The 13,629-nt window shown below is 65.9% G+C and carries 11 protein-coding genes and 1 pseudogene; 11 read left to right on the top strand and 1 reads right to left on the bottom strand.

Translation table 11 applies throughout. From position 1 onward, the window contains the following. Positions 1-55: 55 nt before the first annotated feature. The 4 genes and pseudogenes from ABKF58_RS17395 to tldD form a co-directional block, all read left to right on the top strand. Positions 56-1,741: pseudogene (locus ABKF58_RS17395) on the top strand (YhdP family phospholipid transporter); the annotation flags it as partial. Positions 1,742-1,769: 28 nt separating this feature from the next. Next, on the top strand, positions 1,770-3,860 hold the full coding sequence (locus ABKF58_RS17390; protein WP_482582346.1) for a YhdP family protein: 2,091 nt from the start codon (positions 1,770-1,772) through the stop codon (positions 3,858-3,860). A gap of 2 nt (positions 3,861-3,862) precedes the next feature. Then, the gene (locus ABKF58_RS17385) at positions 3,863-4,672 is read left to right on the top strand and encodes a carbon-nitrogen hydrolase family protein (protein ID WP_482582344.1); all 810 of its coding nucleotides are present in this window, start codon (positions 3,863-3,865) and stop codon (positions 4,670-4,672) included. Positions 4,673-4,683: 11 nt separating this feature from the next. Further along, positions 4,684-6,126: a metalloprotease TldD gene (gene tldD / locus ABKF58_RS17380; protein WP_482582342.1), complete on the top strand. Its 1,443-nt coding sequence runs from the start codon at positions 4,684-4,686 to the stop codon at positions 6,124-6,126. Between the two features lie 142 nt (positions 6,127-6,268). Here the strand turns inward: tldD and ABKF58_RS17375 are convergent, their stop codons facing one another. Then, on the bottom strand, positions 6,269-7,180 hold the full coding sequence (locus tag ABKF58_RS17375; RefSeq protein ID WP_482582340.1) for a LysR family transcriptional regulator: 912 nt from the start codon (positions 7,178-7,180) through the stop codon (positions 6,269-6,271). A 111-nt stretch (positions 7,181-7,291) separates the two neighbouring features. Between ABKF58_RS17375 and ABKF58_RS17370 the strand changes: the two genes are divergently transcribed. From ABKF58_RS17370 to ABKF58_RS17340, 7 genes are all read left to right on the top strand, one after another. Continuing rightward, entirely contained in the window at positions 7,292-8,401 is a 1,110-nt protein-coding gene (locus ABKF58_RS17370) for a muconate/chloromuconate family cycloisomerase (RefSeq protein ID WP_482582338.1), read from the top strand. A gap of 48 nt (positions 8,402-8,449) precedes the next feature. Then, positions 8,450-8,740 carry a muconolactone Delta-isomerase gene (catC, locus tag ABKF58_RS17365; RefSeq protein WP_008955679.1) on the top strand — a complete coding sequence of 97 codons (291 nt, stop codon included), beginning with the start codon at positions 8,450-8,452 and terminating at the stop codon, positions 8,738-8,740. A gap of 110 nt (positions 8,741-8,850) precedes the next feature. Continuing rightward, complete coding sequence (gene catA / locus ABKF58_RS17360) at positions 8,851-9,771, top strand: catechol 1,2-dioxygenase (RefSeq protein ID WP_008953947.1); 921 nt, start codon at positions 8,851-8,853, stop codon at positions 9,769-9,771. A 75-nt stretch (positions 9,772-9,846) separates the two neighbouring features. Next, a complete protein-coding gene (gene benA / locus ABKF58_RS17355; RefSeq protein WP_482582337.1) occupies positions 9,847-11,214 on the top strand; it encodes a benzoate 1,2-dioxygenase large subunit in 1,368 nt (455 codons plus the stop codon). Further along, positions 11,211-11,702, top strand: coding sequence for a benzoate 1,2-dioxygenase small subunit (benB, locus tag ABKF58_RS17350; RefSeq protein WP_482582335.1), 492 nt, complete (start codon positions 11,211-11,213; stop codon positions 11,700-11,702). Before benA ends, benB begins: the two co-directional genes overlap by 4 nt. 118 nt (positions 11,703-11,820) lie before the next feature. Then, the gene (gene benC, locus ABKF58_RS17345; RefSeq protein WP_482582334.1) at positions 11,821-12,840 is read left to right on the top strand and encodes a benzoate 1,2-dioxygenase electron transfer component BenC; all 1,020 of its coding nucleotides are present in this window, start codon (positions 11,821-11,823) and stop codon (positions 12,838-12,840) included. A gap of 3 nt (positions 12,841-12,843) precedes the next feature. Next, positions 12,844-13,623, top strand: a complete 780-nt coding sequence (locus tag ABKF58_RS17340; RefSeq protein ID WP_482582332.1) for a 1,6-dihydroxycyclohexa-2,4-diene-1-carboxylate dehydrogenase — start codon at positions 12,844-12,846, stop codon at positions 13,621-13,623. The last annotated feature ends 6 nt before the right edge of the window (positions 13,624-13,629 follow it).

Genomic DNA, 13,629 nt, shown 5'->3' with positions numbered 1-13,629 from the left:
TGTGTAATGGTTCTCTTTCTTGGAAAAGCGTCGATTGTCTTTTCGCCGGCTGCCGGTGGTCGCGTCCCTCAAATTTGTGCTGCGCTGGGGCGGGGTGCTGCTGGCCGGCGGTAGCGTAGTGCTGGCGGCAGCCTTCGCCGCGTTCACTTTCTGGTTTTTGCCTAACCTCGAGCAATATCGCGCCGAACTGGCGTCGCTGCTGTCCCGCCAGACCGGGCGGGTGGTGACGATCCGGCAACTGCAAGGGCAGTGGGCCGGCGTGGCCCCGCAGCTCGACCTCTACGGCGTCACCATGGCCAATCCGCGCGATGGTGCGGCGCTCAGCTTCGAACGCGTCAGCCTGACGCCGGCATGGCGTAGCCTGCTGGTGTGGTCTCCCCGCTTTGCGCATATCGTGGTCGACGGACCGGTGGTCGACCTGTCGCGTGGGCGTGACGGCGTGATCTACCTGAACGGTTTCGATATCTCTTCCGGTGGCGCGGGGCGGGCCGGCGACGGCAGCGCCGCCAACTGGTGGCTCAACCAGCCTTCGCTGGTGATCAACAACGCGCGGTTGTCGTGGCAGGACGACCTGCTTGGCCTGCCGCGCTTCCGGCTCGACAAGGGGCAGGCCGAATTCAGCAGCGGCTTGTTCGGCCACGGCTTGAAAATCACCGGCCAGCCTTCGGCCGCGCTCGGGCGAGCCATCGCGCTGTCGGCACAGTGGCGCGGTGACGACGTGCGCACATGGAAGGAATGGCAGGGCGAGCTGAGGGTCGACTGGCAGGGGGTCAAGGTGAGCCCCTGGTCGCGCTACCTGAAGCAGTGGGGCGGGGTGCGTTCCGGCGAGGGCGACGGCGTGTTCCAGGTGGCGTTCAGCCAGGGCCGCATCGACCGGCTCAAGGCCAATGTCGCCCTCAAGAACGCGGCCTACGCGCCGACCGATGCCGGCGAGCTCAACGTTCCCAAGCTGGGCGGCCAGCTGGAGGTGGTGCGGGATGGCGGCAAGTACCAGATCGAGGCACGTGATCTGACCCTGGCCAGCGCGACGGGGCTGGCTTTCGATCACTCGCGCGTCTCGGGGTTCTGGGCCGAGGATGGCGGCGACTTGAAACTGGACAACGCGTCGCTGACGCATCTGACGCCGCTGATCCACGCCGTGGGTGCGGACAAATCGCCCTTGTTTGGCAAATTCACGCCCTCCGGCCAGTTGCACGATGTCAGCGTCAGTTGGCAGGGCCGACTCGAGGCGCCGGTCAAGTACAGCGTGGCGAGCGGATTCCAGCAGCTGGCCTGGGCCGAGACCGGGCCCGTTCCCGGGGTGGCCGGGGTGACCGGCCAGATTCGCTTTGATCAGGCCGGCGGCCGCCTGCAACTGGATGCCGGGGCGTCGTCACTGCAGCTGTCGCGGGTGTTTCCGCAGCCGATCGGTTTCGAGCATCTGAAAGCCGATGTGGAATGGGCACGGGTGGCCGGCGGTGTCGACGTCACCTTCCGGCAGCTGAATTTCGGCAACCGCGACCTGCAAGGTTGGCTGTCCGGGCTGTACCGCTATACCGGCCACGGGGCGGGGCAGATCGATCTCAAGGCCGGTATCGACCGGGTGCGGGCCGTACGTGTGCCCGACTACCTGCCGTATGCCGCCGGGGCCGACACCATCCGCTGGCTGCGTGCCGCGCTCAAGGACGGCGAGGCGCGCAAGGTGACGCTGCAGCTCAAGGGCAATCTGGACGATTTCCCCTTCAAGGGCGGGCGCAACGGCGAGTTCCTGGTGGAAGCCCAGGTCGAGCATGGCCAGCTCGAGTACCAGCCGAGGTTGGCCGAAGCTCGACGACATCGAGGCCTTGCTGCGCTTCCACAACGAAAAGATGGAGATCGTGTCGCCGCGCGCCACGACGCTGGGCGTGCCGCTGCGCGACGTGACGGTCGGCATCGCCGATCTCGGCGCCGTCGCACCGCTGCTCGACATCAAGGGCCGGGCGCAGGGCGAGCTCGCCAAGCTGCTGGCGTTCACCACGCACAGCCCGGTCGACGGCTGGCTGGGTGGTTTTACCGGGCAGATCCAGGCGGCCGGGCCGGCACGGCTCGACCTCACCATTGCGGTGCCCCTGTCTGCCGCGCAGACGAGCCGGGTGACCGGGGACCTGTCGTTCGTCGACAACCGGCTGGCCTTCACGCACTGGCCGATTCCCGTCGCCGACGGTGTGCGCGGCGTGCTGCGCTTTACCGAGAAGGGCGTGTCGAGTAACGGCCTCAGGATGACCGCGCTGGGCGGCCCGTTCACCCTGCGGGCGGCGACCGATCCCGGTGGCCGGATGACGTTCCGCATGGATGGGGAGGCCGACTCGGGGCAGGTGTTGCAGGGGTACGTGCCGTTCCTGGCACCGTACGCCGCCGGCCGTTCCCGCTACAGCGTCAATTTCCAGGTGGGCAAGGGGCTGGAAGGCCTGAACGTGCGCTCGGACCTGGCCGGCACCGCCATCACTGCGCCGGCCCCGGCCAGCAAGGCGGCGGGCGAGGCGTGGCCGCTGGCGGTGGAGGTGCTGCCTGCCAAGGCGCCGGCGAGCGGCTGGCAGGTTGGGTTCAGCGTTGACAGCAAACGCGCTGGCGGTCGGCTGCGCCTGACCGAGGACGGTGCCCTCAGTGCGGCCTTGGTGGCGGTGGGGCGTCCGGTGGCCGACCCGCCGGCCCCAGGCCTGACGCTGCGTGTGGCGCAGCCGGTGATCGCGCTGAAACCATGGCAAACCCTGCTCAAGAGCCGGGGTGTCGGCTCGGGTGGCGGGGCGGTCGACTGGCCGTGGCGGATCGAGCTCGATACCGGGCGGCTCGAGGTGGGGGCACGTCAGTTCTCCGGGGTCTCGGCGCGCCTCGCGCGCCAGCAGGGGCAGGCCTTCTGGCACATGAATTTCGGCTCGGACCAGTTGGTTACCGAGGCCGATTATTACCCGCAGGGGCAGGGCCGGCTCAAGGCCAGGATCGCCCGTCTGGCCTTGCCGCTGCCGGCCAGCGCCTCGCAGGTGCTGGCGCCGGCGGCTCAGGGCGAAGACGAGAGCTTGCCCGAGCTGGACGTCGAGGTGGGCAATCTGCTCTATAGTGGCAGAAGCGTCGGCAAGCTCGAGCTGCATGCGGTGCAGTCCGGCAAGGATTGGCTCCTCGACCGCTTCGTGCTGCGTTCCGACAGCGGTCTGCTGCAGGGGGCGGCGCGTGCCAGCGACGGTGCCACGCCGCGGGTGGACGTCGACTTCAAGCTGGAATCCGCCAACCTGGGCGAATTGCTGGGGCGCTTCGGTTACGGCGACACCTTCCGCAAGGGCGAGGGGACGCTGGGCGGCAAGCTGCATTGGCCTGGCGGGCTGACCGATTACGAATTGCCGCGTGTGTCCGGCGAGATGACGGTCGACTTCCGCAACGGGCGCTTTGCCAAGGTGAATCCGGGGGCGGCGCGCCTGCTCGGCGTGATCAGTCTGCAATCGTTGCCGCGCCGCATCCGCCTCGACTTCACCGACATGTTCAGCGACGGCTTTGCCTTTGATTCGCTGACCGGGCGGGCCGCCATCAGCAACGGCGTGTTCACGTCCGACAACGTGGCGATGAGCGGCCCGTCCGCCGCCGTCGGCATCAAGGGGCGTGTCGACCTGAACAACGAAACCCAGGATATCCGGGTGCGGGTCGAGCCGCGCTTGTCGGAGAGCGTGGCGCTGGCGACCGGCGCGGCCTTGCTGAACCCGCTGGCCGGGGTGGCGGCGCTGGCGGCGCAAAAACTGCTGCAGGACCCCGTGGGCAAGATTTTCTCGGTAGACTACGAGGTAAAGGGGTCGCTCGCCGACCCGGTGGTCAACAAGGTCGGTACGGTAAGGGCCGATCAGGAAAAGACAAAATAGCCATGAAGCAAAAATTTACCGCCGCCGCCGTGCAGATGGTGTCGGGGACCGATGTTTCGGCCAACCTGGAGGCGGCGGCGCGTCTGGTTGCCGAGGCGGTCGGGCAGGGAGCCCGGCTGGTGGTGCTGCCCGAGTACTTCTGCCTGATGGGCGAGCAGGACAGCGACAAGGTGGCGCAGCGCGAAGCGTTCGGCGCCGGCCCGATCCAGGCTGCGCTCGCCGCTATGGCGCGCCGTCACGGCATCTGGCTGGTGGGCGGTACCGTGCCGCTGGAGTGCCCGGAGCCTGACCGGGTGTTCAACAGCACCCTGACCTACAACCCGCAGGGCGAGGTGGTGGCGCGTTATGACAAGATCCACCTGTTCGGATTTACCGGTACCGGTGAGAGCTACTGCGAATCCAACACCATTCGTCCCGGCGCCGAGCCGGTCAAGGTGGCCACGCCGCTGGCCGACATCGCCTACAGTATCTGCTACGACCTGCGCTTCCCCGAGCTTTACCGCGGCCTGTCGCCGGTCGACGTGATCGTGCTGCCGGCCGCCTTCACCGCCACCACCGGCGAGGCGCACTGGGAGCCCCTGATCCGCTCGCGCGCCATCGAGAACCAGTGCTACCTGATCGCCTCGGCGCAGGGCGGCACCCACCAGAACGGCCGCAAGACGCACGGCCAGTCGATGATCGTCGACCCCTGGGGCCGCATTCTGGCCCAGCAAGACAAGGGCGAGGGTGTGGTGCTCGCCGAGATCGACCCTTCCGTTATCCAGTCGGTACGCAGCCGCCTTCCGGCGCTGGCGCACCGCGTACTGCCGTGAAAGATTCCATCATGCAAGACGTCTCCTCTATCGCCCGAGAACTGCTGTTGGCCCCTTCCGGCCTTGATGAGCGTGATCTCGAGCGCACCCTGGCGCGCATGACCGAGCACCAGGTCGACTATGCCGATCTCTATTTCCAGTACACCCGCCACGAGGGTTGGAGTCTGGAGGAGGGCATCGTCAAGTCGGGCAGCTTCAATATCGACCAAGGTGTCGGGGTGCGCGCCGTGGCGGGAGAAAAGACCGCCTTCGCCTATTCCGACGAGATCAACACCGAAGCGCTGATGCGTGCCGCCGACGCGGTGCGCGAGATCGGTCGCAGCGGTGGCAGCGGTTCGGTGGGTTCGGTTTCTCCGCGCAGCAGTCGAGCGCTGTACCCGGCGCTCGATCCCTGCGCCAGCCTGGAGGCGGCGGCCAAGGTGGCGCTGCTGGAAAAGGTCGAGAAGCTGGCGCGCGCCATGGACCCGAGCATCATCCAGGTGATGGCGGGCCTGGCCTCCGAGTACGACGTGATCTACCTGGCGCGCCACGACGGCGTGCGCGCGGCCGATGTGCGCCCGCTGGTGCGCATGTCGGTGTACGTGATCGCCGAGCAGGACGGCCGGCGCGAGTCCGGCAGCAGCGGTGGCGGCGGCCGGGTCGATCTGTCGCATTTCACCGATGAAGTGGTCGAGCGCTACGTGCGCCAGGCGGTCGAGCAGGCCAAAGTGAACCTGCAGGCGCGTCCGGCGCCGGCCGGGCAGATGACCGTGGTGCTCGGCCCGGGCTGGCCGGGGGTGTTGCTGCACGAGGCGATCGGCCACGGACTGGAGGGGGACTTCAACCGCAAGGGCACCTCGGCGTTCAGCGGCCGCATCGGCCAGCGCGTGGCGTCGCCCGGCGTCACCGTGGTGGACGACGGCACCCTGGCGTCGCGGCGCGGCTCGCTTGCCATCGACGACGAGGGCAACCAGACCGAGTGCACCATGCTGATCGAGGACGGCATTCTCAAGGGCTATATGCAGGACGAGATGAATGCCCGACTGATGGGGGTGGCACCGACCGGCAACGGCCGGCGTGAGTCTTACGCCCACATTCCGATGCCGCGCATGACCAATACCTACATGTTGGCCGGCCAGCACGATCCGCAGGAGATTATCGCCTCGGTGAAGGACGGCCTGTACGCGGTGAATTTCGGCGGCGGTCAGGTGGACATCACCAGCGGCAAGTTCGTGTTCTCGGCGTCGGAGGCGTGGCGCATCGAGGACGGCAAGCTGAGCTACCCGGTCAAGGGTGCCACGCTGATCGGCAATGGTCCCGACGTGCTGCACTACGTGTCGATGATCGGCAACGATCTGCAACTCGACGCCGGGGTCGGCGTGTGCGGCAAGGAAGGGCAAAGCGTGCCGGTGGGCGTGGGTCAGCCGACGCTGCGCATCGACGGCGGACTCACGGTGGGCGGTACCGGCGGCTGAAGCGTTGAATCGCCGGAGTGAACGAGAAGGGGGCATCGTGCGATGTCCCCTTTTTTCATTAGGGCGGGGTGGCCGGTGGGGCGCTCAAGCCGGAGCACCGCGGTTGCTTCTTCACTGGTGCCGGCAAGGCCGGGTGCTCCGGCTAATTGCCCGGGTAGAACTCGATATTCTGTTCCCGGTACAGATCGTAAATCATCTCCAGCAATGCCTTGATGTCGTCCGATTCATCCAGCAGGCGAGTGCTCAGGATGATCGGCGACACCAATTGCGGGTCGTCCAGCTCAATGTAGCTGACATCTTCCCGCTTCAACCCCTTCACGCTGCTGGGCACGATGGATACGCCCTCGCCGGCCGCGACCAATCCCAGGGCGATCTGCAGTTCGCGCACCTCGTAAATCGATTTCGGTTCAATCGCCCTGTCGTGAAAGGCCGCCAGCACCTGGTCGGCGAAGCTCGGACGCGGGCTCTTGGGGAAAATGATCACCGTTTCCATCGCCACATCCTTCAGCGATAACACCGGTTTGGCCAACAGCAGGGGATGCCCTGACGGCAGCGCCACCATCAGGCGCTCATCGCGCAGCAGGATGCGGCGCACGTTGGGGTCCTCGTGGCGGATGCGGCCGAACCCGACGTCGATGCGTCCCTCCTTGAGCGCCTGGATCTGCTCCATGGTGGTCATGTCGTGCAGGCTCAGTTCGATCTCGGGAAACCGCGTTCTGAAGCGCCGGATCACCTTGGGCAGCATGCCGTACAGCGTCGATGCGACGAAGCCGATCGACATCTTCCGCTCGATTTTTCCCACGCGCTGGGTCATGGCCGCGAGCTCGGCGGTTTGCGCCAGCAGCTGCTGGGCGTGCGCATAGAAGAAGCGCCCCGCCTCGGTGAGCTTCAGCGGCCGGGCATTCCGCTCGAATAACTGCACCCCCAGATCCTCCTCCAGCTGCTGGATTTGCCGGCTTAGCGGCGGCTGGGCGATGTGCAGGCGTTCGGCGGCCCGGGTGAAGTTCAGTTCCTCCGCCACGGCGATGAAATAGCGTAAATGGCGCAGCTCCAAAACCATACCTCCCAGGTATAAAAGTGATACTAAATCAGTGTTGGACGGTGTGAAATCAACTACTTATGCTTCGTACCAGGTCAAACAGATTTACTTCCATATCCTAAAGACATGATCAGATCAATCGAAACCATTCTAGTCGATGTGCCCACCATCCGCCCGCACAAGTTGTCGGTGGCCACCATGAACACCCAGACCCTGGTGCTGGTGCGCGTGCAGTGCGAAGACGGGATCAAGGGCTGGGGTGAGGCGACCACCATCGGCGGCCTGAACTACGGCGACGAGAGTCCCGAGAGCGTCAAGGTCAACATCGACACGCACATCGCCCCGCTGCTGATCGGTCAGGAGGCGCGCAACGTCGCCGCGACGATGGCGCGGGTGCGCAAGGTCATCCAGGGCAACCGCTTCGCCAAGTGCGCGCTGGAAACCGCGCTGCTGGACGCCCAGGCGCGCCGCCTCGGCATCCCGCTCTCCGAACTCTTGGGCGGCCGCCTGCGCGACGCGCTGCCGGTGGCCTGGACCCTGGCCAGCGGCGACACCGCCCGCGACATCGCCGAAGCCGAGAGCATGCTCGAGCAGCGCCGCCACCGCATCTTCAAGCTCAAGATCGGCCTGCGCCCGGTGGCCGACGACGTCAAGCACGTGCTCGCCATCAAGAAGGCGCTCGGCGACGCGGTGAGCGTACGCGTCGACGTCAACCAGGCCTGGAGCGAGCTCGACGCCGTCAACGGCATCGCCGCGCTGCAGGACGGCGGCGTCGACCTGATCGAACAGCCGGTGCGCGCCGAGAACCGCGCCGGGCTGGCCCGCCTGGCGCGCCAGTTCGCCGTGCCGGTGATGGCCGACGAGGCGCTGCACGGCCCGCTCAGCGCCTTCGAGTTCGCCAAGGACGCCGACGCCGACGTGTTCGCGGTCAAGATCGCCCAGTCTGGCGGCCTGATCCCGGCCAAGCAGGTGGCCGATATCGCCCAGCTCGCCGGCATCGGCCTGTACGGCGGCACCATGCTGGAAGGCGCGGTCGGCACCGCCGCCTCGGCCCACGTCTTCGCCACCTTCGGCGAGCTCGCCTTCGGCACCGAACTGTTCGGCCCGCTGCTCTTGACCGAGGAAATCCTCGTCGAGCCGCTGCAGTACCGGGATTTCATGCTGCAGGTGCCGACCGGACCGGGCCTGGGCATCCAGATCGACCGGGACAAGCTGGCCTTCTTGCGCCGGAAATAAATGACCCGCCGGGTTTCACCAAAAGATCAACTGGAAAGGATGGACGAGATGCTGTTCCACGTACGCATGGAAGTGAATCTGCCGCCCGCGATGCCGGCCGCCGAGGCCGCCGCGCTGAAGCAAGTCGAGAAGGAACAGGCGCAGGCGCTGCAGCGCGCCGGCAAGTGGCGCCACCTGTGGCGCGTCGCCGGGCAGTACGCCAACGTCAGCCTGTTCGACGTCGAGAGCGTCGACGAACTGCACCAGCTGGTGTCGACCCTGCCGCTGTTCCCGTACATGACGATCGAGGTCACGCCGCTGTGCCGCCACCCCTCGTCGATCCGGGACGACGACCGCTAAGCCCCGAACCCCCACCCATTCAGCCCGAGACAAGGCCGTGAAATGCGTTCGGCCGGTTGAACGGAATGCCACAACGCATTGGCACGACGATATAAATGAGGAGTAGAGACATGACACACGCAGAAATCGACGCCCTGGTAAAAAGCTTCCTGGTCGACACCGCCACCGGCGAAGTCAACCCGCGCGTGCAGCAGATCGCGGTGCGCCTGACCAGCGACCTGTTCAAGGCCATCGAAGACCTCGACCTCAGCCCGAGCGAAGTCTGGAAAGGCCTGGAGTACTTCGCCGAAGCCGGCGCCACCCACGAACTGGGGCTGCTGGCCGCCGGCCTGGGTCTGGAACGCTTCGTCGACATCCGCATGGACGAAGCCGAAGCGAAAGCCGGTCTCACCGGCGGCACCCCGCGCACCATCGAAGGCCCGCTCTACGTCGCCGGCGCGCCGAAGTCGGAAGGCTTCGCCCGCATGGACGACGGCAGCGAGGTGGAGCAGGGCGAAGTGCTGTTCATGCAGGGCACCGTGTACGACGCCGACGGCAAGCCGCTGCCGGGCGCCCAGGTCGAAGCGTGGCATGCCAACCTGATGGGCAACTACTCGTTCTTCGACAAGAGCCAGTCGGACTTCAACCTGCGCCGCACCATCGTCACCGACGCCAACGGCCGCTACCAGTTCCGCAGCATCATGCCGATGGGCTACGGCTGTCCGCCGCAAGGCACCACCCAGCGCCTGTTGAACCTGCTCGGCCGCCACGGCCGCCGTCCGGCGCACATCCACTTCTTCGTGACCGCCGCCGGCCACCGCAAGCTGACCACGCAGATCAACATCGACGGTGACGACTACCTGTGGGACGACTTCGCCTTCGCCAGCCGCGAGGGTCTGGTGCCGGCGGTGAACCGCATCACCGACGCGGCCGAGATCGACAGGAAGGGCCTGCAGAAGCCGTTCGCCTCGATCGACTTCGACTTCCGCCTCAACGGCGAAACCGCGGCCGCGCCGACCACCGAAGTCGAACGCAAACGCGCCAGCGCCTGATCGATACCGAGCATAGAGCAACAGGGACGGGCCCTGCCCGGCAGGGTCCACTTGTCCCGATAGAGGAGAACGGCAATGATCCCCATCCATCCCGATGCCACCCCGAAGCTGAAGAAGCTGGACGATTACCTGATCGAGAACCCGCAGACCGGCGACTACCGCGTGCACCGCAGTGTTTTCACCGACGAAGCGCTGTTCGAACTCGAAATGAAGTACATCTTCGAGGGCAACTGGATCTACCTCGCGCACGAGAGCCAGATCCCGAACGTCAACGATTACTACACCACCACCATGGGCCGGCAGCCGGTATTCATCGCCCGCAATCGCCAGGGTGAGCTGAACGCCTTCATCAACGCGTGTACCCACCGTGGCGCCACGCTGTGCCGTCACAAGCGCGGCAACAAGGCGACCTACACCTGCCCGTTCCACGGCTGGACCTTCAACAACAGCGGCAAACTGTTGAAGGTGAAGGACCCGGAAGACGCCGGTTACCCGGATTGCTTCAACAAGGAAGGCTCGCACGACCTGAAGAAGGTGGCACGCTTCGAGAACTACCGCGGTTTCCTGTTCGGCAGCCTGAACGAAAACGTCAAGCCGCTGACCGAATTCCTCGGTGAAGCGGCCAAGATCATCGACATGATCGTCGACCAGTCGGCCGAAGGGCTGGAAGTGCTGCGTGGCTCGTCGACCTACACCTTCGACGGCAACTGGAAGCTGACCGCCGAAAATGGCGCCGACGGCTACCACGTCTCCGCCGTGCACTGGAACTACGCCGCCACCACCAGCCACCGCAAGGAACAGAGCGAGCGCGTCGATACCACCCGCGCCATGGACGCCGGCAAGTGGGGCAAGCAGGGCGGGGGCTTCTACGCCTTCGAGCACGGCCACATGCTGCTGTGGACGCAATGGGCCAACCCGGAAGACCGCCCCAACTTCGCACGCCGCGACGAGTACGCCGAAAAGCTCGGCCCCGAGATGGCGGACTGGATGGTGCGCAACTCCCGCAACCTGTGCCTGTACCCGAACGTGTACCTGATGGACCAATTCGGCTCGCAGATTCGCGTGGTGCGCCCGCTGTCGGTGAACAAGTCCGAAGTCACCATCTACTGCATCGCGCCCAAGGGCGAGTCGGACGAGGCGCGCGCGCGCCGCATCCGCCAGTACGAGGACTTCTTCAACGCCAGCGGCATGGCCACGCCGGACGATCTGGAAGAATTCCGCGCCTGCCAGCAGGGTTACTCCGGCATCGCGCTGGAATGGAACGACATGTGCCGCGGTTCCACACACTGGATCGAAGGCGCCGACGAGGCGGCGAAGAAGATCGGCCTCAAGCCGGTACTGAGCGGGGTCAAGACCGAGGACGAGGGCCTGTACACGGTGCAGCACCGCTACTGGCTGGACGTGATGAAGCACGCCGTGCGCGAGGAAGGAGAACAGGCATGAGCAACGTCAACATGGAGCAGATCCGCAGCTTTCTCTACCGCGAAAGCCGCCTGCTGGACGACGAGCAGTGGGACGAGTGGCTCGAGTGCTACCACCCGGACGCCGAGTTCTGGATGCCGTCGTGGGACGATGACGACAAGCTCGTCACCGACCCGCAGCGCGAAATCTCGCTGATCTACTACGCCAACCGCCAGGGCCTGGAAGATCGCGTGTTCCGCATCAAGACCGAGCGCTCCAGCGCCACCATGCCGGACACCCGCACCAGCCACAACATCAGCAACGTGGAGCTGGAAAAGCAGGAGGGCGACCTGGTCACGGTGCGCTTCAACTGGCACACGCTGAGCCACCGTTACAAGACCAACTACAGCCATTTCGGCATGGCGCGTTACGTGATCGACTTTTCCGGCGCGAGCCCGAAGATCCGCAACAAGTATGTGGTGCTGAAGAACGATTACATCCACCAGGTAATCGACGTCTACCACATTTAAGCAAGCATCGAGAGCCGCCGGCCCTCCCGGCGCAGCGCGCCCGCCGTCTTGTATTGGACAGGACGGCGCGGCGACGCGGGACGGGGAGGCGCGGCTCGGTACGGCAGGAGTAGGAATCATGAGCTACAACATCGCACTTCAATTCGAGGACGGCGTCACCCGTTTCATCAGCTGCAACGAAAACGAAAAGCTGTCCGACGCGGCGTATCGCCAGAAGGTCAATCTTCCGCTGGATTGCCGCGACGGCGCCTGCGGTACCTGCCGCTGCTTGTGCGAGTCGGGCGAGTACGACCTGCCGGAATCGAGCTACATCGAAGACGCCCTGGCCCCGGATGATGCCGAGCAGGGCTACATCCTGACGTGCCAGACCCGCCCCAAGTCGGACTGCGTGATCAAGATCCCGGCTTCGTCGGTGGCGTGCAAGACCGGCGTGTCGAGCTTCGGCGGCACCATCGCGGCGGTGCGGCCGCTGTCCGACTCCACCATCGGCTTCTCGATCAAGCTCGATGATCCGGCGAGTCTTTCCTTCCTGCCGGGCCAGTACGTCAACGTCGGCATTCCCGGCACTGAACTGACCCGCGCGTATTCGTTCAGCTCGGCACCCGGCGCCAGCGAGGCCGCGTTCGTGGTGCGCAACGTGCCGAACGGTCGCATGAGCCACTTCCTGAGCCATGACGCCAAAGTGGGCGAGCGCATGACGTTTGCCGGCCCGTACGGCAGCTTCTACCTGCGCGAAGTGGCGCGGCCGGTGCTGTTCCTGGCCGGCGGTACCGGCATCGCGCCGTTCCTGTCGATGCTCGACGTGTTGGCCGAAAGCGGCAGCACGCAGCCGATCCGCATGGTGTTTGGCGTGACCAACGACGTCGACCTGGTGGCGCTGGAGCAATTGGATACCATCAAGGCCCGGCTGCCGCAGTTCGACTACCGTACCTGTGTGGTGGCGGCCGAGAGCGCCCATCCGCGCAAGGGTTACGTCACGCAGCACATCGAGCCGGAATGGCTCAACGCCGGCGACGTGGACGTCTATCTGTGCGGCCCGGTGGCGATGGTGGAGGCGGTGCGCGGCTGGCTGCAGCAGTCGGGCGTGACCCCGGCGAGCTTCCTGTATGAAAAATTCTCCGCCAGCAGCGAGGCCTGAACCATGAGCACACGTTTCAAGGACAAGGTGGTCATCGTCACTGGCGCGGCCCAGGGTATCGGGCGCGGCGTCGCTCTGAGTGTGGCGGAAGAGGGCGGGCTAGTTGTGCTGGCCGACCGTTCCGAGCTGGTGCACGAGGTGGCTGGCGAGATCAAGGCCGGGGGTGGCCAGGCCACGGTGGTGACGGCGGACCTGGAAACCTACAACGGCGCCCAGCTCGTGGTGGAAGCCGCCGAGGAGGCCTACGGCCGCGTCGACGTGCTGATCAACAACGTCGGCGGCACCATCTGGGCCAAGCCCTATCAGGAATACGAGGAGGCGCAGATCGAGGCCGAAATCCGCCGCTCGCTGTTCCCCACGCTGTGGTGCTGCCGCGCCGTGCTGCCGGGCATGGTCGAGCGCCAGCAGGGGGTGATCGTCAACGTGTCGTCGATCGCCACGCGTGGTATCTACCGTATTCCGTATTCCGCCGCCAAGGGCGGGGTGAACGCGCTCACCGCGAGCCTCGCCTTCGAGCACGCCGAGGACGGCATCCGTGTCAACGCCGTGGCCACCGGCGGCACCGAGGCGCCGCCGCGCAAGGTGCCGCGCAATAGCGCGCCTATGAGCGAACAGGAAAAAGTCTGGTACCAGGGCATCGTCGACCAGACCCTTTCCAGCAGCCTGATGCACCGTTACGGCACCATCGACGAGCAGGTGCGCGCGATCCTGTTCCTGGCGTCGGACGAGGCGTCCTATATTACCGGCACGGTGTTACCGGTCGGCGGCGGCGATCTGGGCTAGGCGCCA

It is taken from the genome of Pseudogulbenkiania sp. AW2-16, assembly GCF_056824575.1.
The sequence above is the reverse complement of the archived record's forward strand: the minus strand, read 5'-3'. Positions and strand labels throughout refer to the sequence as shown.